We start from the raw sequence: 20595 nt of genomic DNA on the forward strand, positions 1-20595 counted from the left end.
CTGTATCGCGTCTCTGTCAAAACAGCTCTTCTGCGGGGAAGAACGTGCTGTTGGGGAGAAAACTCCCGGAAATCCACTTCCACCTCATCTAAAGCCACGAAAAAACGCCTCAGGGGAGCTTAATTGCAACCTTGCTGGCACTATCGCAGTTCAAAATCAGCGGAACGAAAAACACCTTATCTTGTAAGAAGCATGAGCGCAAATACTAAATCTAGTGTTAACGCTGTTTCTGCTCGACGCTGCATCTGCTTCTCCAGAGACCGGCACGCCCAGATTCTGGGCGCAAGAAAGCACCGAGCGAAAATCGCACCTTCAAAGCGCTACGCCCGTTCGATACTCAACTTGACCGAAAAAAAGACCGGCAGATTACAACATCCGATCACGCTACTTACGCAACGATAACCCCATAAAAAACGACTCGGCTGCGACCGTCAAGCAATGGTTTACTGCAACGCTCCAGCATCTAGATATTGTGCGTAACAGCTTGGAGCAAATGTGGATAACGGGGAGAAGCGACACTTTTGCGAACCAAGCCGGCTACGAGATTTTGGGAGCCAGAAAAGCCGCTTGTAGTGGCAGCTTGAGGGGTAATTTCGGCAGAATGCGCTAAAGCAAGCGGAAATCCCCGCAGAAAGACCGCTATCCAGAGTAAATATTGCCAAGGCAGGCCGCCAATTGCTCACTCGGCAGCCGCAGCGATCCCCGAATCACCAAACTGGTTCAATATCTGCTTCAATTCGGTTTCTTCGACACGATGGGCCGCCTCCTGCGGCGACACCCATTCGCATATACGTTGATCCCGTTCAGGCCAGTCTTTCTCCTGCCCAGTAAACTGCACCGCGAATACCGCTGCCGTGAACTGGTTTATGCGTTCAGGCGGAAGATCCGTCTTGCAATAGCAGAAACTGCCAATTGGTACGGGAGAAACCTCACCACGAATGCCAGATTCTTCATAGGCTTCACGAAGTGCTGTTTCCGCAAGCGTGCGACCGACTTGCGGCCAGCCCTTGGGGATGATCCAGCGGCCTGTTCCGCGGCTCGTGATGACGAGAACTTTGAGGGAGCCCATATCGCGACGATAAACAAGCGCCGCAACTTGCTGCAAACGACCGGAAGGCGTCAGAATACGCTTTTCGGTTGCAATCAGTTGTTTTACTTGCGACTTCACCGCGAAAATCCCCTTTTGCTGATAGCATGATCCGATTCGCCAAAATAACAACTGGTTAGTTAGGCAACAGACCTTTGAAAATATTTGAAAAAAGCTTTTATTTTAAAGGTATTACTAAACTTCGGGGTAGGGATAGCAGCCTTGAAAACGCTATCCGCCCTTAATCGGCTTTATTCGGAGCGCTTTCCATAAGGTGCGATTGCGGCGGAAATATCACCACAACCGCGTTCATTTGTTTTCGTTTCATAGCGTTTTTATAAAACGGATATCGAGTTCGCGCCGGTTCTCTGACCGGATGCGCAACGTGTCAGCCGCGCTTGTCGCCTGCGATCGGCTCCTGATAGGTGAAGCCCATATCCCAGGGGAAGTAGATCCAGGTGTCCTGAGAAACCTCTGTTACAAAGGTATCGATCAGCGGACGGCCTTTAGGCTTGGCATAAACCGTTGCAAAATGGGCCTTCGGCATCATTTCGCGTACGATGGCTGCGGTTTTGCCGGTGTCGGTCAGATCATCAACGACGATGACGCCTTCGCCGCCATTTTCCAGAAGCGTTTCGCTTACGCCCTTGAGAATCTGCATTTCGCCCTGCGAGGTGTAATCATGATAGGACGCGATGCAGACGGTTTCGATGAGGCGAATGCCCAGCTCACGGCAAACGATGGCAGCAGGAACCAGACCGCCACGGGTGATGGCGACAATTGCGTGCCATTCGCGATTCATGCCGGAAATGCGCCAGGCGAGGGCGCGGGCATCGCGGTGGAACTGATCCCAGGAAACGGGAAAGGCTTTATCTGGCAAGGACATCGAAACGCTCCGTGGAACGATCCGGAGTTCGTTCTCCGGACCTTTAAAAACCAAAAATGCGCTGTGACGGATTGCCAAGCGCTGTAACTGTCAGGATCTGCAGCTTTTCTTCATCCGCGCCCATTTCAGGCGGGCGGCGGGAGAGGAAAAGGCTCTCCACCCGGCACAGTCAGCGCCGGGTGATGCTGATAACCGCAAAAATGGTGTTCTTGCAAGCGTGTCGTGTCATTGTACGCCGGTTGGCGAGAAAAATGGCTGAAACAGGCTTTCTAACGGGAAAAAAGCGTAAGAATGGGAAGCTCGTTCAACATGGAGCGCGTTACGCCGCCAAAGACCAGTTCTCGCAACCGGGAATGACTGTAAGCCCCCATCACCAGGAGATCGGCGCGTTCCGCGATGATATGTTCCCGCAACGCATCCTGCGCATAGCGTCCGTTGGATGCAATGGCGGTAGGGGTTACGTTGATGCCGTGCCGCGACAATGCTTCTGCAATATCATGGCTCGCCAAAGCCTGATCCTCGCCTTCGATTTCCGGCGGATCGACCCAAACGATTTCCGTTCTGTCTGCATGTTTCATCAGGGGCAGGGCGTCGAATGCGGCCCTGGCAGCTTCCCGCTTGCCGTTAAAGGCGACGACGATGCGGTCGAGCGACACCATCTGCAGCACCGGCGCATAGGGAACCAGCAAAACAGGGCAGCTCGAATTGAAAACAATTGTATCGGCTGTTTCGTCGTTGGTGGCGGGATCGTCCGGGTCGGGCTGTCCGGCAACCAGCAATTCCGCTCCCAGGCATGCCGTCAGCACGCCGTCTGCGGCTGTGCCCGTTTCCGAACGCGTGATGCGATACTCATAATTGATGCCCTGACGGCGCATTTCCTCTTCGAAGACATGTTTCAGTCTTTCGGACAGCTCCTTGTGCTGCTTATCATGCAATTCGAACATTCCCGGATCGATGAAGCCGTTCGGGTCGGCATAGACGATAGGAGAAGGAATGGAATAGAGCCCGATGACATGAATATCAGGCACTTTCTGCTTTAGAAGTCCAACGGCGGACACCACCCGTTTCAACTCGGATTCACTGCGAGAATAGGCAACCACCGTCTTGTAGGACATGACCGAACTCCTTCCGGCTGTTTTTCTATTTTAGCATATAGTGCAACGAGTTGCGCGGGCAAAAGGTTGCAGAGGATTAAGCTGCCCCTTCAGTCTCGAGCGATGAGATCATTTTTTCGATTGCATGGATTGCCGTATCGATTTTTTCTGGATCGCTTCCACGGACAACCAACTCTGTACTGAAACGCCCATTTTCGAATTTCGGATAGGAGCCGATAATCGTGTCGGGGTTTTCTTTCTGGATTTCCGTCAGAGGAGCGCCGATTACGCCTTCGCCAAAGGGACAGAGTACTGATCTGGACAGAAGTTTGCGGCCCGTCTTCAAGGTAGGCAGAACATTGTCGAGCATCGCCTGAAAGACAGACGGCACACCCGCCATCACATAGACATTGCCGATATGAAAACCCGGCGCAGCAGAGATTGGGTTGGCGATATGCTCCGAACCTTGTGGCATGCGCGCCATGCGCTTGCGTGAGTCGGTGAATTCCAGTCCGCGCTTTGCATAATTGTCGCCGAGCAGCTTCATGGCTTTCTCGTCATAGATACACGGCACGCCAAAGGCCGCGGAAACGGCATCAGCGGTAATGTCGTCATGGGTAGGGCCTATCCCGCCTGACGTAAAGATATAATCAAAATGCGGTCGCAACGCATTGAGAGCCGCTACAATGGCTATTTCTTCGTCCGGAACAATCCGTACTTCCTTGAGATCAATGCCCGCCACTGTCAGGACATCGGCAAGATGTCCGATATTCTTGTCCTTGGTGCGGCCCGAGAGAAGCTCGTCGCCAATTGCCAGCATGGCGGCCTTGACGGCTTGCTGCGGATTGTTGGTCATATCCAGACTCCATTTTCTGGCATCAGTTAAGCGCCAGCAGGACAAGGCTGCAACTGCTTTATTTCAGCATTTCCTTCGTTTGCGAGAAGTTGCGTCTTTCCAAAGAAGGCCGCTCCCCTAATTGAACCTGTCGAGGTTGGGGCCTCACAAAACGGGATATGGAGACGTCACATGGTTAAAGTGCTGGTGCTGTATTATTCGGCCTATGGTCATATGGAAAAAATGGCCAAGGCAGCTGCAGAAGGGGCGCGGGAAGGCGGTGCGGAGGTTACCCTCAAACGGGTGCCCGAACTGGTTCCACCTGATGTTGCGAAAGCCTCGCATTATAAGGTCGACCAGGATGCGCCAATCGCCACACCGGCTGAGCTTGCCGATTACGATGCCATCATTATCGGTACCGCTACCCGCTACGGCATGATGGCTGCCCAGATGAAGAATTTTCTCGACCAGACCGGCGGACTTTGGGCGAAAGGCGCTCTCATTAACAAGGTCGGATCGGTGATGGTTTCAACTGCCACACAGCATGGCGGTGCGGAACTGGCGTTGATTTCCACACAGTGGCAGATGCAGCATCATGGCATGATCATTGTCCCACTTTCCTACGCCTATCAGGGGCAGATGGGGAACGATGTTGTGCGCGGCGGTGCTCCCTATGGGATGACGACGACCGCGGACGGTGACGGCTCCCGCCAGCCTTCAGAACAGGAGTTGGACGGAGCCAGGTTTCAGGGTAAACGTGTTGCAGAAATCACCGCCAAGCTGCACAGCTAAGCCCATGTGAGGTATAGAAAGGCCGCAGATTCAGTCTGCGGCTTTTCCCAAAGTGATCATTTAGAAAACTTATTTAGTACCTTCTGTTTTATTGTCTTTTTCAACAACATGATAAGTCATTTGCGGGTAGGGAATGTTGATCCCTGCTTTGTCGAACTCGACCTTCACCGCTTTGATCGTATGGCGGGAAACCTGTATATATTTTGCGCTGTTTACCCAGTAGTTGGCGCTGAGAACGACGGCGTTGTCGCCGAGCTGCGATACGAAATAGGCTGGGACAGGTGTAGATAGGACACCTTCCTGATCCTCAATGACACTTTTCATGATAGCGAATGCCTGATCGATATCGTCTTCATAGCCAATCCCGACCTTGAAATCGTGCATGCGGGTTTTCATGCGGCTGTAATTGGTGACGGGCGTATTCCAGAGCGAGGAATTGGGGGCCAGTACGTAAAGCCCGTCGCCGGTTTTAAGCTCCGTCGCGAACAAGCCGACGTCCTGTACCGTGCCGACAATGGTGCCGGCGCTGATATATTCCCCGACGCGAAACGGTCGGAGTACCAGAAGCATGATGCCTGCAGCGATGTTCTGTAACGTGCCCTGAAGCGCTAGCCCAATTGCGAGACCAATTGCACCGAGGGCTGCGAGAATGGAAGCTGTCTGGACGCCAAACTGTCCAAGAACCATAACCAGAATGATGACGAGTATGCCGTATCGGACGACAGCGCCGAAAAAGCCGACAAGCGTTTGATCGAAGCCGCGAATTTTCGATAACGACTGTATCGTCCATTTCTGAAGGATTCCGGCGAGTAACCAGCCGACACAAAGGATAATCAGCGCGCCGAGAGTGGAGACCGAATATCGTATGAGAAGGTCGTAAATCTGGAGAACGAATGCGTTTGTATTCGCGATAATCTGTGTGGCTTGTTCTTCCATTGTTCCGTCTGCATCTGTTTCGATAAGGGGAAGACAGGAGGATAGGGCAGCAAACCGTCAAGGCGAGGTTGCCCGTAACGGATAACGGAAAAACAGAGAGCAAAAAAGGAGAATGGTGCGGTCGGCGGGACTTGAACCCGCAAGTCTAAAAGACGACGGATTTTAAGTCCGTTGCGTATACCAATTTCGCCACGACCGCAGCAATTGCCATTGTCTATGTCATGATTTGTATCATGAATTCAAGCCACAAAGCCTGCTAACATCAACAGTTAGCATTGCCGAATATATGCTTACTCTAAATCGTTGATTTCACGGTCTGGCGAGCTTCAACCTTGTCTGCATTGTCAAACCCATGTAGCGATGGGCTAAAACCCGTAGGAAATGCAGAAAGTCGAATAATGACCGCCTTCGTCAAATCCGTATCCGAGGCCGAAAAGGCAATGCGCGCGTTGTTTTCCGAAACACCGCTGCAGCTCAACGATTACTTGTCCCGGAAGTACGGTGCGGAGATTTGGCTCAAGCGCGAAGACCTTACTCCCGTTCGCTCCTACAAGATTCGCGGCGCCTTCAATTTCATTTCCAAAGCGGTCGAAACAACAGACAAGAATGTCGTGTTCGTTTGCGCCTCTGCAGGTAATCATGCGCAAGGGTTTGCATTCGTCTGCCGTCATTTTGGCCGCAAGGGCGTGGTTTTCATGCCGGTTACGACGCCGCAGCAGAAAATTGACAAGACACGCGCTTTTGGTGGCGAGTTCATCGAAATCAAGCTGGTGGGTGATATTTTCGATGTTTGCTATGCTGCCTCACAGGAATTTGCCGCAAGCCAAAAGGGCGTGATGGTACCGCCTTTCGATCATCCCGGTATCGTCGAAGGGCAGGCTACGGTGGCGCTTGAGATCGAACGGCAACTGCCTGAGGGGAAGAAGCCCGACTTCATCCTGCTGCCTGTCGGCGGCGGCGGACTATCCGGTGGCGTTACGCAATATGTTTCCGATCTGCGCTGGAAGACGAATTTCCGCTTCATCGAGCCCCAGGGCGCAGCGAGCCTGAAAGGAAGTCTTGAGGCAGGCAAGCGTATCAAGCTCACCCATGTCGACAATTTTGTCGATGGTGCGGCTGTTGCTGAGATCGGCAAGGAAAACTTTAAGCTTCTCAAAGGGTTCGATCCGAAAACTGTCATAACGGTTCCGGAAAACCGGCTTTGCGCAACGATCATCGAAATGCTCAATATTGAAGGCGTTGTGCTTGAACCTGCCGGCGCGCTCGGCATTGATGCGCTAAAGGATTTCAAGAAGAGTGATCTCAAAGGCAAGCGCATCGTCATTGTTGTATCGGGCGGCAATTTCGATTTCGAACGCCTGCCGGATGTGCGTGAGCGCGCACTGCGCTTCGAAGGCTTGAAGAAATATTTCATCTTCCGCTTTCCGCAAAGGCCGGGTGCGCTTCGTTCATTCCTTGATCTTCTGGGACCGGAAGATGATATTGCGCGTTTCGAATATCTGAAGAAATCGGCGCGCAATTTCGGTTCCGTGCTGATCGGCATCGAAACGAAGAACGCATCAAACTTCAAGCTTCTGGAAAAGAAATTTGCAGAAGCCGGTTGGGCCTATCAGGACATCACGGACAATCAGGTGCTCGCTGATTTCATCATCTGATTTCGGTGGCTTAAGCGAAATCAGTTGCTTTTTCGGCGAAAACACCCCATATGCCGCGTCAGGCGCATGGGCCGACGTTTTCGTCGGCTTTCCCGGCATTGGACTTGTTGCGTCTCGCCTCTGTCTTCCAGAATGGTCTGGAAGCGGGGAGACCCGAGAAAATGTTCGGGCACGGCAGCGCAAGTCGCCAGGAGTTTACAAGCTTCGGCGTCCCGTCGTCATCATTGAACAGATAGAGTTCGGCAAGTTGCGCTTGACCGGCATTTGGATGCGGACCGTGACAATCATGGCGCCGCCGAAAGAGATTGAATTGACAAAAGAAATTACGGGCGGTTTTGCCGCTCTTGGCGTTACCGGCATTTTGCTCAAGGGCGTTGAAGCCGCTGGCATGACCGAGCCGAAGCCTATCCAGTTACAGGCGATCCCGCACCAGCTTGAAGGTCGCGATATTCTGGGCATCGCCCAGACCGGCTCCGGCAAGACCGCGGCTTTCAGCCTGCCTATCCTGCAAAAAATCATCGGCCTCGGCGACAAGCGCCGTCCGAAGACCGCACGCGCACTGATCCTCGCACCGACGCGGGAACTCGCCGTGCAGATTGAACAGACGATCCGCAATGTTTCCAAACACGCGCATATCTCGACAGCGCTGGTTCTTGGTGGCGTTTCCAAGCTGTCCCAGATCAAGCGTATCGCGCCGGGCATCGACGTTCTGATCGCCACGCCCGGTCGTCTGACCGACCTGATGCGTGACGGTCTGGTAGACCTGTCACAGACGCGCTGGCTCGTTCTCGACGAGGCTGACCGTATGCTGGATATGGGCTTCATCAACGACGTGAAGCGCATCGCAAAGGCAACCCATTCCGACCGTCAGACCGCGCTGTTTTCGGCAACAATGCCAAAGGAAATCGCATCGCTGGCCGGGAGCCTGCTGCGCGATCCGGTTCGTGTCGAAGTCGCTCCGCAGGGAACGACGGCTGCCGAAATCACGCAGGTCGTGCATCCCGTGCACACCAAGGAGAAGCGTCGTCTTCTTTCTGCGCTGCTGGGCGATAAGGCCATGCGCTCGGTCATCGTCTTCACCCGTACGAAGCACGGTGCCGATGCGGTGGTCCGTCATCTGGAACGCGATGGCTATGAAGTCGCCGCCATCCACGGCAACAAATCGCAGAATGCCCGTCAGCGCGCGCTGAACGGATTCCGTGATGGATCGTTGCGGATATTGATCGCGACCGACATTGCTGCTCGTGGCATCGATGTGCCCGGCATCAGCCATGTCGTGAATTACGATCTGCCGGATGAGCCGGAAACCTATGTCCACCGTATTGGCCGCACGGGTCGCAATGGTGCCAGCGGCGCGTCAATCACGCTCTACGATCCAGCAGCGGAAGAATCCAAGCTGAGAGCGGTCGAGCGTGTGACGCGCAACAAGCTTCCGATCAAGGATGCACCTGTGGAGCTTGCGCCGGCTCCAGCTCCGCGAGCCACCACTCCGGGCGAGCGTCCGCAGAAGACCGGGCATCGTAAAGGCGGAACGCCACAGAAGCCGCGCCGTGCCGCTCCGAAGGTTGGGGAACATCGCGGAGGCGCTCACGCGAGCGGTGAAGCTGCACCGAAAGCGAAGCGTCCGTTCCGCCGCAAGCGTCGCAATGCCAACGGCAATGGCGGACAGCGCGCAGCGTAAGTCACATACCTCAAACATTTTTCCAAAAAGCCGCCCATTTCGGGCGGCTTTTCTATTTGTGGTCGCGAGACCGGTTTCAGTTTGCGTAAAAGGCTGGAAAAATATTCCATGCTTGCTTGAAGGGCAGGGCGCTTCCTCATAACGTCCTCTGCGAAACAGGAAGGACGGAAGCCATGTTCCAATCAGTGCTAGACGCTATCGGCAATACGCCATTGATCCATTTGAAGAAGGCTTCCGAACTGACCGGCTGTGCAATTTATGGCAAGGCCGAATTTCTCAATCCCGGCCAGTCGGTAAAGGACCGCGCAGCGCTCTATATTATTCGCGATGCCGAAAAACGCGGACTTTTGAAGCCCGGCGGGGTCATCGTTGAAGGTACGGCGGGCAATACCGGCATTGGCCTCACGATGGTTGCAAAAGCGCTTGGCTATCGCACCGTGATCGTTATTCCCGAAACGCAAAGCCAGGAAAAGAAGGACGCCCTGCGCCTGCTTGGTGCGGAACTGATCGAAGTTCCAGCCGCCCCCTATCGAAACCCGAACAATTATGTGCGCCTGTCCGGACGCTTGGCCGAACAACTGGCAAAGACGGAGCCTAACGGTGCGGTATGGGCTAACCAGTTCGACAATCCGATCAACCGGCAAGCCCATATCGAAACGACAGCACAGGAAATCTGGCGCGACACTGACGGTAAGGTCGATGGATTTGTCGCCGCTGTCGGATCGGGTGGAACGCTTGTCGGCACTGCATTCGGCCTGAAAAACCACAATCCCGACATCAAGATCGCACTTGCCGATCCATATGGAGCCGCACTTCATTCCTTCTATACGACAGGCGAACTGAAAGCCGAAGGCGACTCAATTACAGAAGGCATAGGGCAGGGGCGTATTACTGCCAATCTTGAAGGATTCACTCCCGATTTCTCCTATCGCCTGTCGGACGCGGAGGCGCTTGATATCGTGTTCGACCTCGTGGAAAATGAGGGGCTTTGCCTCGGCGGTTCTTCGGGTATCAATATTGCAGGCGCAATCCGGCTTGCAAAAGATCTCGGGCCGGGCCACACAATTGTGACGGTGCTTTGCGACTATGGTAATCGTTACCAGTCCAAGCTGTTCAATCCTGCTTTCCTGCACGGCAAGAAACTGCCCGTACCGGGATGGCTGGAGAAGAATACCGAGATAGACATACCGTTCGAGGGATAATCATGGCATACGAGACCGAAGCGCTTTTCCGCGAAGATTCCTATCTTTCAACGGCGGAGGGCACGGTTCTCGCCATTACCGAAACGGGCGGGATCATTCTCGACCAGACAAATTTCTATGCGACCTCTGGTGGCCAGCCAGGGGATATCGGTTTTTTTGAACGCGCGGATGGTTCTCGTATCTCGATAACCGCGACTGTTACCGGCGAAAACAAGAACGAAATCATTCATGTTCCAGCAGAAGGGCAAGCTTCGCCCACAGTCGGTGAGAAGCTGGTCCTGCACGTCGACTGGCCGCGTCGCTACAAGCTGATGCGGATGCATACGGCTTGTCACCTGCTTTCCGTTGTATGCCCGTTCCCGATTACTGGCGCTGCGGTGGGCGAGGATGAAAGTCGCGTTGATTTCGACCTTCCCGACGCAAGCTACACCAAGGAATTCGTGACGGAAAAGCTTATGGAGCGGGTGAACGTCAATGACGCGGTTGCCATTCGCTGGATCAGCGATGAAGAATTCCTCGCAAATCCGGATATCGTGAAGTCGAAGAATGTGCGTCCGCCGGTCGGGCTCGGTCGGATACGCCTTGTTCTCATCGGCGAAAACGGTGTGGTGGATTCACAACCTTGCGGCGGTACGCACGTTTCCGAAACGCAGGAAGTGGGTGAAATCCACATCGGCAAGATCGAGAAAAAGGGCAAGGAAAACCGCCGGTTCCGAATTCGTTTTGGCGCCCTGCCAGAGGCTTGAACCCATTGTTTTCCGCATGTTTCCGGTTTTGCGAAACATGCTTGAGGAGTGTTGACCCATGGTAGAGAAAAGCGCCTTCGTCGTTTCACGGGACTGGTTGAAAGAGCGGCTCGGCAAGCCCGGCCTCGCGATTGTCGATGCCTCCTGGTATCTCCCGGCTGCTGGACGCAATGGTGAGAGCGAATACAACGCAGGACATATTCCGGGCGCCGTATTCTTCGATCAGGACAAGATTGCTGACAAGGAATCCGGCCTGCCGCACACCCTGCCGTCGCCACAGCTTTTTGCGCAGCATGTCGGAGCCATGGGAATCACGGCTGATGAGACTGTCGTGGTCTATGACGGGGTTGGCATGTTTTCAGCGCCGCGCGTCTGGTGGATGTTCTGTGTCATGGGTGTGAAAAATGCCTATGTGCTTGATGGCGGCTTCGACGGCTGGAAAAAGGCCGGTTACCCGGTCACCGATGAAGTGACAAGGATTGCGCCAACGCTGTTCACGCCATCGTTCAACGAGGCAGCAGTCGTTGATTTCAAACAGATGCGAGAAATCGTTGACGAACGACGCTCGCAGATCGCCGATGCACGCGCAGCCGGTCGCTTCACGGGACGCGATGCCGAGCCACGTGCGGGCATGCGCTCCGGCCATATGCCCGGAGCGCGCAACGTTCCCGTCGGCACCTTGTCTGAAAACGGTGAGTTGAAGGATCTGGCGAGCGTGCGCAAGATTTTCGATGAAGCCGGGGTCGATCTTTCCAAGCCGGTGGTTACAAGCTGTGGCTCCGGCGTAACGGCGGCGGTCATCATGCTGGCGCTGGCGTCGGTCGGTCACACGGATAATCGTCTTTACGATGGCTCTTGGAGTGAGTGGGGCAGCAGGCAGGATACGCCCGTTGTCACCGGTGAAGCCGAATAAATATGACCGGAAAACTGACCGCCCGCATCACCCATCTGGAAATGTCTGCCCGTCAGGCCACTCAGGTGCCAGTGCCGTCTGGTATCCGCCTCGCGATCATGCGCGCGGGCACCATGCCGGTCCATTATTACCGCTATCTCTATGAACAGGTCGGCCGCAAGCATCACTGGATGATGCGGCGTGTACAGACAGACGGGGAAGTTGCAACCGCAATTCACGCCGATACGACTGAAATCCATGTCCTTTACGCGGATGGCTGCCCGGCAGGTTTCGTCGAGCTTGATCTCTCAGCCTTGCCGGAAGCCGCCGAGATTGTCTATTTCGGCCTTATCAATGATTTTCAGGGACGGGGACTGGGCAAGTTCTTCCTCGGTGAAGCCATTTCCGCCGCCTGGGCGCATGGCCCGGAAAAGGTGATGATCCACACCAACACGCTTGACAGCCCGCGTGCATTGCAGCTCTACCAGAAAATGGGTTTCGTGCCTGTGGGATGGTCCGAAGAAGTCATCGAACCCTGGAAATGATCCGTGGCGCTATCCGCGCGCCACCTCACGAGCACTAGCTATAGAAACGACGGACGCGCTGGCCAGGCGCCCGCTTTCCTCATCGAAGACCACACAATTGCGTCCGCGCTGCTTGGCCATGTAGAGGCAGCGGTCCGCGCGGCTGAGCACCTGCGAATTCGTCTCGTTCTTCGGTGCAGAGGCAACGCCGATACTGATCGTCAACGGATAGACCTGATATTCGGTCGTATGAAACGGTGTGTTTTCCACTTCCGCGCGAATACGTTGTGCAACACGCATACCGGTTTCGCCGCTCGCCCCCGGCAGGAAAACACAAAACTCTTCCCCGCCAATGCGACCGACGAGGTCACCTTTTCGTGTCACATTCTGGAGTGCGAAAGCAATCAGCTTCAAAGCGCGATCGCCCACCCCGTGTCCGAACGTATCATTGATTGCCTTGAAGTGATCTGCGTCAACGACGAGCAATGTCCCGGTCTCGATACGGGAGCGGCTGATCTTCATGGATTCAAACAGCGCTTCGCGGTTGAGAAGGCCAGTCATGTGATCGATCCTCGAGCGCGCCTGCAGTTCGACATGCGCCTTTTCGAGCTGGAGATAGGCATCTTTCAGCTTGCCATGCTGATGAAAAATATATGCAAGGGAAGGGAAAGCTGTAGCCGCAGGAATCCCTGCGCTTAGAGTAAGCGCAACGACGCCCGGGCTTACGCCAGCTGAATAAGCCACAATCGACGTCGCTCCTATCGAGAACAACACGACAGACAGCGTTATCAGTGCTGCTTTCAAAAGAGCAGTCTTCTTCATGCCCTCGCACTCCCAACCCTGAGTGAGGATGATCAACGACCCCGCCTGAACCCCAGATGAACGGGCTTTATTTTGCGGGCCTTATAAAAGGAACGCCTGTGAGGGGAAAGATACCACCATGCACTTCCTACAATTTTTTGTTTATGCGTGCCATTAATGACACAATCATAGGTAGCATAACGGTTTTATATTACGAGGAAACCTAAATAAGCACAACTATGTTTAAAAGAATTGCCTCAATGAGACATAAATCGCAAGTCTCTAATATAACTCGGAAATAGCTTGAACGGGCTACTATAAAAATCCCGGAGCGGCGAGTTGCCCGAAACTCCGGGATTCTTAACTGTTATTGTCTTCAATCAGAAGACCGCCAGATATTTCAGCAGTGAAATTATACCAATTATGATCACGATAACTTGAGCGATCTGTTTGACCTTGGCGTCGAGAGGCAGCATGTTGATGAGATAAAGCACGAGGAAGATAACAAGAATTGTTATCAGAAGGCTGATGAGGATGGACATAGGCGGTCTGATCCTTCCCGGAACTTGGGTTGCGTTGCTCACCGACGGCCGTTCCTCCGCGCCGTCTGATTGAGCCCGTTCAAACCGAAAGAAGAGCAGGGCTCTTGCTGCCGGCACATCGTTTCCAATCCAAAAACAATGTGCCGGTTAACGTCCCAAGGAAAAGAATGTTCCGCTTTATAAGCAAGAACTTAAATCAAGCTGGCGCCGAACAACGCAAGACATTCCAGATAATCAGCTGCGCATACTGCCCGTCTCGCGGCGGCGCTGATGCCAGCTGAAGGCTTCTTCGATCAGATGAGGTGTATGCCCGCCACGCGTGCATGCACGGTCGAAATAATCGTTGAGGTGCGGGCGATAATCCGGATGTGCGCAATTGTCGATGATGACACGTGCGCGTTCACGCGGGGCGAGGCCGCGTAGATCGGCAAGGCCCTGTTCCGTTACCAGAATGTCCACGTCATGTTCCGTATGGTCGACATGCGTGACCATGGGAACGACAGAGGATATGGCGCCGTTCTTGGCTTCGGACTTGGTGACGAAGATTGAAATGAAGGCGTTACGGGCAAAGTCGCCGGACCCACCGATCCCGTTCATCATATGTGTGCCATCGACATGCGTGGAGTTCACATTGCCGTAAATGTCGAATTCCAGCGCTGTATTGATGCCGATAATGCCGAGACGGCGGATGACTTCTGGATGATTGCTGATTTCCTGCGGGCGCAGAATGAGCTTGTCTCGGTAACGGTCGATATTATTGAAGACCCGCTCTCCACAGGCGGGACTGAGCGTGATTGACGATCCGGATGCAAAGTCGAGCTTTCCGGCATCGAAGAGATCGAAAGTGCTGTCCTGCAGCACTTCGCTATACATGCGCAGATTATGGAACGGGCTATCCCCAAAGCCATTCAACACGGCGTTCGCAATGGTGCCGATACCGGCCTGAAGCGGGTTCAGCGTCAGGTCGAGACGTCCGGCGGCCACTTCCTGCATCAGAAATTCGATCAGATGGCCAGCAATTGCGATGGTTTCGCCGTCGGCCGGCTCCACAGTGGATGCGCTGTCATTCTCCTGCGTGATGACGATGCCTGCGATCTTTTCCGGCGGGATCGGAATATAGGGCAGGCCGACCCGGCTATCGCATGCCGTGACCGGTATCGGATCGCGGGAAGGGCGCTTCGTCGGAATATAGATGTCGTGCAGACCTTCAAGGGCCATGGGCTGGTTGAGATTTACTTCAACGATCACCTTTTCAGCCAAAATGGCAAAACTTGCCGAGTTGCCGATCGATGTCGTGGGAATGATCCCTCCGCTTTCGGTAATGGCAAGGGCCTCAACGACAGCGTAATCGATGGGCCCGATCTGGTTCGAGCGCAATTGCTCGACAGTTTCGGAAAGATGCTGGTCTATGAACATCACTTCGCCGCGATTGATGGCGGCACGCAGGGTTCTGTCGACCTGAAACGGCATACGCCGTGAGAGCACGTGGGCTTCGGTGAGAAGCTTGTCAACATCGTGACCGAGCGATGCTCCGGTAATCAGCGTGATCTTGAAGGGGTCCGTTGCGGCACGGGCGGCCATGGCAACCGGCACAGCCTTGGCGTCGCCAGCGCGGGTAAACCCGCTCATGCCGACGATCATGCCGTCCTGGATAAGGCTTGCGGCTTGCTCCGCGGTAATGATCTTGTCTCGAAGCGAAGTGTTTCGAATACGTGCTTCCAACATCTTTAAATCTACCTTCCTTCCCATCGGGCCTTCCCATTCGGGCCTTCCCATTCGGGCTTGAGCCGGAAATGGCGCTCGCCGTCTCGAAAGCAAGATACTGCTACCGACCATTTGCGAAATACGCCGCCGCCCGGGTAATAGCGCATATGAACCGCCAGCACACGCATGCTTTGGTCTTAGATACCAAGACAGATTGCCCTGATACGGAGTGTATTTCTCACGTCGTACGATTCTTCGAAATGATTGAAATCAACGATGCAAAGCACGCTGCCGCACGGTCCAATTGACATGAGGGGCAGGATATAAACGGCTGATGCTCGATGATACGTATTGATCACATAAGATAGATTATGGAACTACCCAATATAAATCCGACGTTGAATTGGCGGCCTTGTGAATAGCAGAGCTTCTTCAAGGCTCAATACGAGCCCTGAGTTGGCAACCAAAGGCCCTAGCGGCGCCGAGCGATATAGAGATGGCCTGGAACTGGTGATCCTTGTTCGCTGCGCACGACAATATCTTCGCAACGCACACAATCCATTCCGTGATTGTCGAGCATTGCACGCACATAGGATTGTGCATGTGCAAAGCGCTGATAGTCTCCAACCATGAATGCACGCCCGGCCAGCCGCGTATCGTCGAGCGTCTCGCTGGAAAATCCGAAATGTCCACCCGACGACAGATGCGCAGCAACACCTGCGAAGAACTTGTCGAGCTCGCCCATATAAGGAAGAACATCAGTGGCGATGATCAGGTCCCAATCCGTTTCATCGGTAGTTTCGAGGAAGCGCACGGCCTCGCCAACGAACAGTGCCTGATAATCACCTTTCTCGTAAGCCACTTCGATCATGTTCTCTGAAATATCGACGCCGGTTTTATGCTCAGCCATATCATCGAGCGCGTCGGCAGACAGACCAGTGCCGCAACCCAGATCAAGCATACGTTCTGCGAAAAACTCTTCATTCATCTCAAGGAGCATTTCGCGCAGCTGCAACGGAACGTCGTAACCGAGCTGATCAACGAGGATCGTATCGAACATCTCTGCATGCTGATCGAAAAGCGTCGACACATAGGCATCCGGCGCCTTGAGTGGCACCGCTCCACGTCCCATGCTGGCAAGCCGCACTGCAGCGCCTCCGTGATCATCGGGATCGATACGCAAAACGTTTTCATAGGCCTTGGCAGCCGCATCGAAATCCCCAGCTTTTTCCAGCGCGAGTGCCCGGTTATAGGCTTCTGCAAGCGCTTCCTGATCAAAAGCCGGTTTGTCGTTTTCAGCCATGAAGATAGGCCCTTCTTCTGTCCGTCACCTGTTAGGTGCGGCATGTAACTATTTGTAAAATCGGAATTTTTAGTTCAAACGACATTCGAAAGCGTAGAGCAGGAAGAATGTCCCTCCCCGTTTCCTACGCTGATCCGGCAAACGTCGCAGGCGGTTCCGCTTATATCGAAAAACGTTGCCTATTCCGCAGCGGCCGTGACGCGTTCGTCATGCCCCTTATGGTCCGCAAGCTTTCGCGCGATCACGGCACAGGCCATAAGCTGAATCTGGTGAAAGAGCATCAAAGGCAGAACAATGCTGCCAACATTTGCGCCGGCAAAAATCGCGCTTGCCATCGGCGCACCGCTGGCTAGGCTCTTCTTTGATCCGCAAAACATGATCGTAATGCGGTCCGAACGATTGAACCCAAGCCATTTGCTGCCGTACCAGGTGGCGAGCAGGACAGCGACCAGCAGGATAATATTGACGCCGACCATCATGCCGAGATCATCCCATGAAACGGTACGCCAAAGCCCTTCGACCACGGCTTCGCTGAAGGCCAGATAAACCACCATCAGGATCGAGCCGCGATCAACAAAGCCGAGCGCCTTGCTATGGCGGCGCATGAAATTGCCAATCCATGGCTGCAGAATCTGCCCGAGCACGAACGGTGCGAGCAGTTGCAACAGAATGGATTCCAGCGCGTCGATCGATATTCCGCCGCCGCCTTTGACAGCGAACAACAGGCCAACCAGGAGCGGTGTGAGAAACATGCCGAAAATGTTCGATGCTGACGCCGATACGATTGCGGCTGAGACATTGCCGCCTGCAATTGACGTGAAGGCGATGGACGACTGGACCGTCGAAGGCAGAACACAGAGAAAGAGGATTCCTGTGTAGAAAGCCGACTGTGACAAGCCGGGAATGGTCCAGCCTGCTACCAGACCGAGGATCGGAAACAGGATGAACGTCGACGAGAGGACTGCCAGATGCAGTCTCCAGTGCGTTATACCTGCAACTACAGCCTCGCGAGACAGCCGGGCGCCATGCAGGAAGAACAAAAGCCCGACTGCGAATTTCGTCGCCAGTGCGAACCAATCTGCAAATTCACCGTGCACGGGAAGCACCGACGCAATCAGAATGGTCACGATCAGCATGCTGGTGAATTTATCAGGCAGGAAGCGCATCATATCGTCCAATCTTGCAGGCACCGTGGAACGCGGCGCCCGCTTCATTCATACGGTTATTTCGGCCCGATTTGGTTCACTCGTAGCCGTTGGGATTCTTCGATTGCCAATGCCACATATCCTGGCACATTTCGCGCAGGTTCTTCTCTGCCGACCAGCCCAGGAAATCGCGAGCAAAACTCGGATCAGCGTAGCATTCTGCCACATCGCCCGGACGGCGTGGTGCAATCTCGTATTTGATCTCGCGATTCGAAACATGTTCGAATGCCTTGACCACATCGAGAACGCTATAGCCCTGCCCCGTACCCAAATTGACCGAGAAGCACTGCGGCTCATCGAGCTTCTTGAGCGCTTTCAGGTGACCGGCAGCCAGATCCACCACATGGATATAGTCGCGAACGCCGGTGCCATCAGGCGTTGGATAATCATTGCCCCAGACATTCAGTTTCTCGCGACGGCCGGTGGCAACCTGCGCGATGATCGGCATGAGATTGTTCGGGATACCTTTCGGATCTTCGCCGATCAGGCCGCTCTCATGCGCACCAACCGGGTTGAAATACCGCAGGATGGCAATCTTCCAGCTATTATCGCCATTATAAATATCGCGAAGCATGTCTTCGATGACCAGCTTGGTACGGCCATAGGGGTTTGTTGCCGTTAGCGGCTGGTCTTCGGTAATCGGCAGTTTTTGCGGATCGCCATAGACCGTGGCCGACGAGCTGAAAACCAGTGTCTTGACGCCGGTGGCTTCCATCGCTTGCAGCAGGCGGAGCGTACCCACCACATTGCAATCATAATAGAGCATCGGCTTTTCGCTCGATTCTCCAACGGCTTTCAGACCTGCAAAGTGAATGACGGCAGTGCATTTATGATGCCGGATCACCTGTTCCAGAAAGGCGCGATCACGGATGTCACCCGCTTCGCGGCGCGGCGGACGCCCGGTAATCTTTTCGATGCGATGCAGGGCTTCCGGGTGGCTGTTGTCAAAATTATCGACCACAACGACGTCGTGGCCTGCCTCGATGAGCTGAACGCAGGTGTGCGAGCCGATATAGCCAGCGCCGCCAGTCACAAGAATTGTCATCGTTTATGTATCCGCTTGTTGAACATACCGCCCCGATGTGCGATCCCCGGCTGACTATGCAAAATCAGTAACAGACTTCAAGCCACACGGTGCGATTCTCTTGAATGGTTGCAGTAGATCAGCCAAGTTTGACGGAGCGATGATGAAACCATCCCGCAATATTGATCGCCTTCTGGAAATCATGGCAGCGCTCCGCGATCCTGAAACTGGCTGTCCGTGGGATGTAGAGCAGAGTTTCGAATCTATCATGCCCTATACGCTTGAGGAAACTTACGAAGTCCTCGATGCCATAGAGCGCAACGATATGGATGATCTGCGCGAAGAGCTTGGCGATCTGCTGTTGCAAGTGGTGTTCCATTCACGCATGGCCGAAGAACAGGGCAGCTTTGCTTTCGGTGATGTCGTGGAAGCCATCACGCATAAGATGATCAGGCGGCATCCGCATGTCTTTGGCGACGCTGAAGCCAGAAGTGCAGGCATGGCCAAGGGCTCGTGGAATCGCATCAAGGCCGAAGAAAAAGCCGAAAGAGCCGAACGGCGCTCGAAACTCGGGCTGGAAACGATCGAAAAGAACGGCTTTCTGGACGATATTCCACAGGCCTTCCCTGCCCTTCTTCGTGCGTTGAAGCTCCAGCAGAAAGCCGCGAAAGTCGGCTTCGACTGGTCTGAGGCAGCACCGATCCTCGACAAGATCGCCGAGGAAACCGCAGAGCTTAAGGAAGCCATGGCGGCGAAGGAACGTGCGGATATCGAAGAGGAATATGGCGACCTTTTGTTTGCCATGGTCAATCTTGGCCGCCATCTTGAGATCGATGCAGAAACTGCACTCGTCGCCGCCAATGAGAAATTCAAGCGGCGGTTCCATTTCATCGAAAAGACGCTCGATGAAACCGGAAGCGATCTTGATGCCGCGACCCTCGATGAAATGGAAGCAATCTGGGGTGAAGCAAAGAAAAAAGGCCTCTAACTATTTGTTTTTACGCATTTCCGGACGCAAAACCGTTTCACACTTTTGCTGGAATGCTCAATTGCCTTATTTTTCATCTTCCCATTTTGGGCGGAACATCTGATAGACGCTTTCCGTTGTTGCGAAATCCATATAACCGAGCCTGCTGACCGGTCTCGCTTTCGCAATATCGATGAGACCATCAGTCAGAACCTGTTCATCGATATGCACACCGACGACTTCACCAATCACCATGTAATTGTCGGTCGGCCTGCCCTCTTTGTCCTGCAATCGCTTGATTTCCACCGCCACACATTCAAGCGCGGCATAAGCTTCCTTGACGCGCGGCGCTGCTATAAGCCTGCTTGGTGCCCTGGTGAGCCCGGCATATTCAAACTCGCTGATCCCGCGAGGCGCATTGACGGATGACGCATTCATCTGGGTTCTCAAATGATCGCTCACCAGATTTGCCGTGAACTCGCCGGTTTCCTCGATGAACGAAACACTGTCCTTCGCGCCGCTCGATGAAAACATAACCATCGGCGGCGTGTCGCAGATCGCGTTGAAGAAGGAGTAGGGCGCGAGATTGACCGCGCCCTCTTTCGACTGCGTCCCGATCCAGCCAATGGGGCGCGGGGCAACAATTGCCTTGAACGGATTATGGGGCAGCGGGTGCCCTTCCCTTGGTTCATAAAACATATGTTTATCCGTTGATTAGC

Annotated in this window: 20 protein-coding genes and 1 tRNA gene; 8 read left to right on the forward strand and 13 right to left on the reverse strand. The window is 54.1% G+C overall.

The window, feature by feature from the left end; genetic code table 11:
* Positions 1-679: 679 nt before the first annotated feature.
* The 4 genes from HWX93_RS10375 to HWX93_RS10390 form a co-directional block, all read right to left on the reverse strand.
* Positions 680-1168 carry an NUDIX hydrolase gene (locus HWX93_RS10375; RefSeq protein ID WP_109988146.1) on the reverse strand — a complete coding sequence of 163 codons (489 nt, stop codon included), beginning with the start codon at positions 1166-1168 and terminating at the stop codon, positions 680-682.
* Between the two features lie 307 nt (positions 1169-1475).
* Complete coding sequence (gpt, locus tag HWX93_RS10380) at positions 1476-1973, reverse strand: xanthine phosphoribosyltransferase (protein ID WP_109988145.1); 498 nt, start codon at positions 1971-1973, stop codon at positions 1476-1478.
* A 269-nt stretch (positions 1974-2242) separates the two neighbouring features.
* Positions 2243-3088 carry a universal stress protein gene (locus tag HWX93_RS10385; protein WP_109988144.1) on the reverse strand — a complete coding sequence of 282 codons (846 nt, stop codon included), beginning with the start codon at positions 3086-3088 and terminating at the stop codon, positions 2243-2245.
* 76 nt (positions 3089-3164) lie between these two features.
* Entirely contained in the window at positions 3165-3923 is a 759-nt protein-coding gene (locus HWX93_RS10390; RefSeq protein ID WP_176037329.1) for a competence/damage-inducible protein A, read from the reverse strand.
* A gap of 171 nt (positions 3924-4094) precedes the next feature.
* On the opposite strand from HWX93_RS10390, the gene wrbA reads away from it, so the two are divergent.
* Positions 4095-4694, forward strand: coding sequence for an NAD(P)H:quinone oxidoreductase type IV (gene wrbA, locus HWX93_RS10395; RefSeq protein ID WP_176037330.1), 600 nt, complete (start codon positions 4095-4097; stop codon positions 4692-4694).
* 69 nt (positions 4695-4763) lie between these two features.
* Here the strand turns inward: wrbA and HWX93_RS10400 are convergent, their stop codons facing one another.
* The gene (locus HWX93_RS10400) at positions 4764-5630 is read right to left on the reverse strand and encodes a mechanosensitive ion channel family protein (protein ID WP_109988141.1); all 867 of its coding nucleotides are present in this window, start codon (positions 5628-5630) and stop codon (positions 4764-4766) included.
* Positions 5631-5743: 113 nt separating this feature from the next.
* Positions 5744-5829 (reverse strand) — tRNA-Leu (locus tag HWX93_RS10405).
* A gap of 196 nt (positions 5830-6025) precedes the next feature.
* Between HWX93_RS10405 and ilvA the strand changes: the two genes are divergently transcribed.
* The 6 genes from ilvA to HWX93_RS10435 all read left to right on the forward strand — a co-directional run bounded on the left by ilvA (position 6026) and on the right by HWX93_RS10435 (position 12351).
* Positions 6026-7285, forward strand: a complete 1260-nt coding sequence (gene ilvA / locus HWX93_RS10410) for a threonine ammonia-lyase IlvA (RefSeq protein WP_176037443.1) — start codon at positions 6026-6028, stop codon at positions 7283-7285.
* Positions 7286-7571: 286 nt separating this feature from the next.
* A complete protein-coding gene (locus HWX93_RS10415; protein WP_176037444.1) occupies positions 7572-8966 on the forward strand; it encodes a DEAD/DEAH box helicase in 1395 nt (464 codons plus the stop codon).
* Positions 8967-9139: 173 nt separating this feature from the next.
* Complete coding sequence (locus HWX93_RS10420) at positions 9140-10168, forward strand: cysteine synthase A (protein ID WP_176037331.1); 1029 nt, start codon at positions 9140-9142, stop codon at positions 10166-10168.
* Positions 10169-10170: 2 nt separating this feature from the next.
* The gene (locus HWX93_RS10425) at positions 10171-10914 is read left to right on the forward strand and encodes an alanyl-tRNA editing protein (protein ID WP_176037332.1); all 744 of its coding nucleotides are present in this window, start codon (positions 10171-10173) and stop codon (positions 10912-10914) included.
* Positions 10915-10972: 58 nt separating this feature from the next.
* Complete coding sequence (gene sseA / locus HWX93_RS10430; RefSeq protein ID WP_176037333.1) at positions 10973-11827, forward strand: 3-mercaptopyruvate sulfurtransferase; 855 nt, start codon at positions 10973-10975, stop codon at positions 11825-11827.
* Between the two features lie 2 nt (positions 11828-11829).
* The gene (locus HWX93_RS10435; RefSeq protein WP_176037334.1) at positions 11830-12351 is read left to right on the forward strand and encodes a GNAT family N-acetyltransferase; all 522 of its coding nucleotides are present in this window, start codon (positions 11830-11832) and stop codon (positions 12349-12351) included.
* 9 nt (positions 12352-12360) lie between these two features.
* Here the strand turns inward: HWX93_RS10435 and HWX93_RS10440 are convergent, their stop codons facing one another.
* The 6 genes from HWX93_RS10440 to galE form a co-directional block, all read right to left on the reverse strand.
* Positions 12361-13152 (reverse strand): GGDEF domain-containing protein, encoded by a 792-nt coding sequence (locus HWX93_RS10440; protein WP_109988135.1) that lies wholly within the window; start codon positions 13150-13152, stop codon positions 12361-12363.
* 359 nt (positions 13153-13511) lie between these two features.
* On the reverse strand, positions 13512-13673 hold the full coding sequence (locus HWX93_RS10445; RefSeq protein ID WP_010660091.1) for a Thivi_2564 family membrane protein: 162 nt from the start codon (positions 13671-13673) through the stop codon (positions 13512-13514).
* 234 nt (positions 13674-13907) lie between these two features.
* Positions 13908-15398 carry an acetyl-CoA hydrolase/transferase family protein gene (locus HWX93_RS10450; protein WP_176037445.1) on the reverse strand — a complete coding sequence of 497 codons (1491 nt, stop codon included), beginning with the start codon at positions 15396-15398 and terminating at the stop codon, positions 13908-13910.
* A gap of 451 nt (positions 15399-15849) precedes the next feature.
* Positions 15850-16680, reverse strand: coding sequence for a class I SAM-dependent DNA methyltransferase (locus HWX93_RS10455; protein ID WP_176037335.1), 831 nt, complete (start codon positions 16678-16680; stop codon positions 15850-15852).
* A gap of 179 nt (positions 16681-16859) precedes the next feature.
* The gene (locus tag HWX93_RS10460; protein ID WP_109987877.1) at positions 16860-17846 is read right to left on the reverse strand and encodes a bile acid:sodium symporter family protein; all 987 of its coding nucleotides are present in this window, start codon (positions 17844-17846) and stop codon (positions 16860-16862) included.
* Positions 17847-17922: 76 nt separating this feature from the next.
* Positions 17923-18930, reverse strand: coding sequence for a UDP-glucose 4-epimerase GalE (gene galE / locus HWX93_RS10465; RefSeq protein WP_176037336.1), 1008 nt, complete (start codon positions 18928-18930; stop codon positions 17923-17925).
* A 142-nt stretch (positions 18931-19072) separates the two neighbouring features.
* Here galE and mazG point away from each other — a divergent pair, with 142 nt between their 5' ends.
* Complete coding sequence (mazG, locus tag HWX93_RS10470; RefSeq protein ID WP_109987860.1) at positions 19073-19897, forward strand: nucleoside triphosphate pyrophosphohydrolase; 825 nt, start codon at positions 19073-19075, stop codon at positions 19895-19897.
* 66 nt (positions 19898-19963) lie between these two features.
* On the opposite strand, the gene HWX93_RS10475 is transcribed toward mazG, so the two are convergent.
* The gene (locus tag HWX93_RS10475; RefSeq protein WP_109987859.1) at positions 19964-20575 is read right to left on the reverse strand and encodes a flavin reductase family protein; all 612 of its coding nucleotides are present in this window, start codon (positions 20573-20575) and stop codon (positions 19964-19966) included.
* Positions 20576-20595 lie beyond the last annotated feature (20 nt).

The sequence above is a fragment of the Brucella tritici genome (genome assembly GCF_902825325.1).
Lineage (GTDB): Bacteria > Pseudomonadota > Alphaproteobacteria > Rhizobiales > Rhizobiaceae > Brucella.

Coding starts and splice junctions, on each gene's coding strand:
- HWX93_RS10445 (WP_010660091.1), bottom strand. CDS start 13,673: ATGTCCATCCTCATCAGCCTTCTGATAACAATTCTTGTTATCTTCCTC.
- gpt (WP_109988145.1), bottom strand. CDS start 1,973: ATGTCCTTGCCAGATAAAGCCTTTCCCGTTTCCTGGGATCAGTTCCAC.
- HWX93_RS10425 (WP_176037332.1), top strand. CDS start 10,171: ATGGCATACGAGACCGAAGCGCTTTTCCGCGAAGATTCCTATCTTTCA.
- HWX93_RS10455 (WP_176037335.1), bottom strand. CDS start 16,680: ATGGCTGAAAACGACAAACCGGCTTTTGATCAGGAAGCGCTTGCAGAA.
- galE (WP_176037336.1), bottom strand. CDS start 18,930: ATGACAATTCTTGTGACTGGCGGCGCTGGCTATATCGGCTCGCACACC.
- HWX93_RS10400 (WP_109988141.1), bottom strand. CDS start 5,630: ATGGAAGAACAAGCCACACAGATTATCGCGAATACAAACGCATTCGTT.
- HWX93_RS10450 (WP_176037445.1), bottom strand. CDS start 15,398: ATGTTGGAAGCACGTATTCGAAACACTTCGCTTCGAGACAAGATCATT.
- wrbA (WP_176037330.1), top strand. CDS start 4,095: ATGGTTAAAGTGCTGGTGCTGTATTATTCGGCCTATGGTCATATGGAA.
- HWX93_RS10435 (WP_176037334.1), top strand. CDS start 11,830: ATGACCGGAAAACTGACCGCCCGCATCACCCATCTGGAAATGTCTGCC.
- mazG (WP_109987860.1), top strand. CDS start 19,073: ATGAAACCATCCCGCAATATTGATCGCCTTCTGGAAATCATGGCAGCG.
- sseA (WP_176037333.1), top strand. CDS start 10,973: ATGGTAGAGAAAAGCGCCTTCGTCGTTTCACGGGACTGGTTGAAAGAG.
- HWX93_RS10475 (WP_109987859.1), bottom strand. CDS start 20,575: ATGTTTTATGAACCAAGGGAAGGGCACCCGCTGCCCCATAATCCGTTC.
- HWX93_RS10415 (WP_176037444.1), top strand. CDS start 7,572: ATGGCGCCGCCGAAAGAGATTGAATTGACAAAAGAAATTACGGGCGGT.
- HWX93_RS10460 (WP_109987877.1), bottom strand. CDS start 17,846: ATGCGCTTCCTGCCTGATAAATTCACCAGCATGCTGATCGTGACCATT.
- HWX93_RS10385 (WP_109988144.1), bottom strand. CDS start 3,088: ATGTCCTACAAGACGGTGGTTGCCTATTCTCGCAGTGAATCCGAGTTG.
- HWX93_RS10420 (WP_176037331.1), top strand. CDS start 9,140: ATGTTCCAATCAGTGCTAGACGCTATCGGCAATACGCCATTGATCCAT.
- HWX93_RS10440 (WP_109988135.1), bottom strand. CDS start 13,152: ATGAAGAAGACTGCTCTTTTGAAAGCAGCACTGATAACGCTGTCTGTC.
- HWX93_RS10390 (WP_176037329.1), bottom strand. CDS start 3,923: ATGACCAACAATCCGCAGCAAGCCGTCAAGGCCGCCATGCTGGCAATT.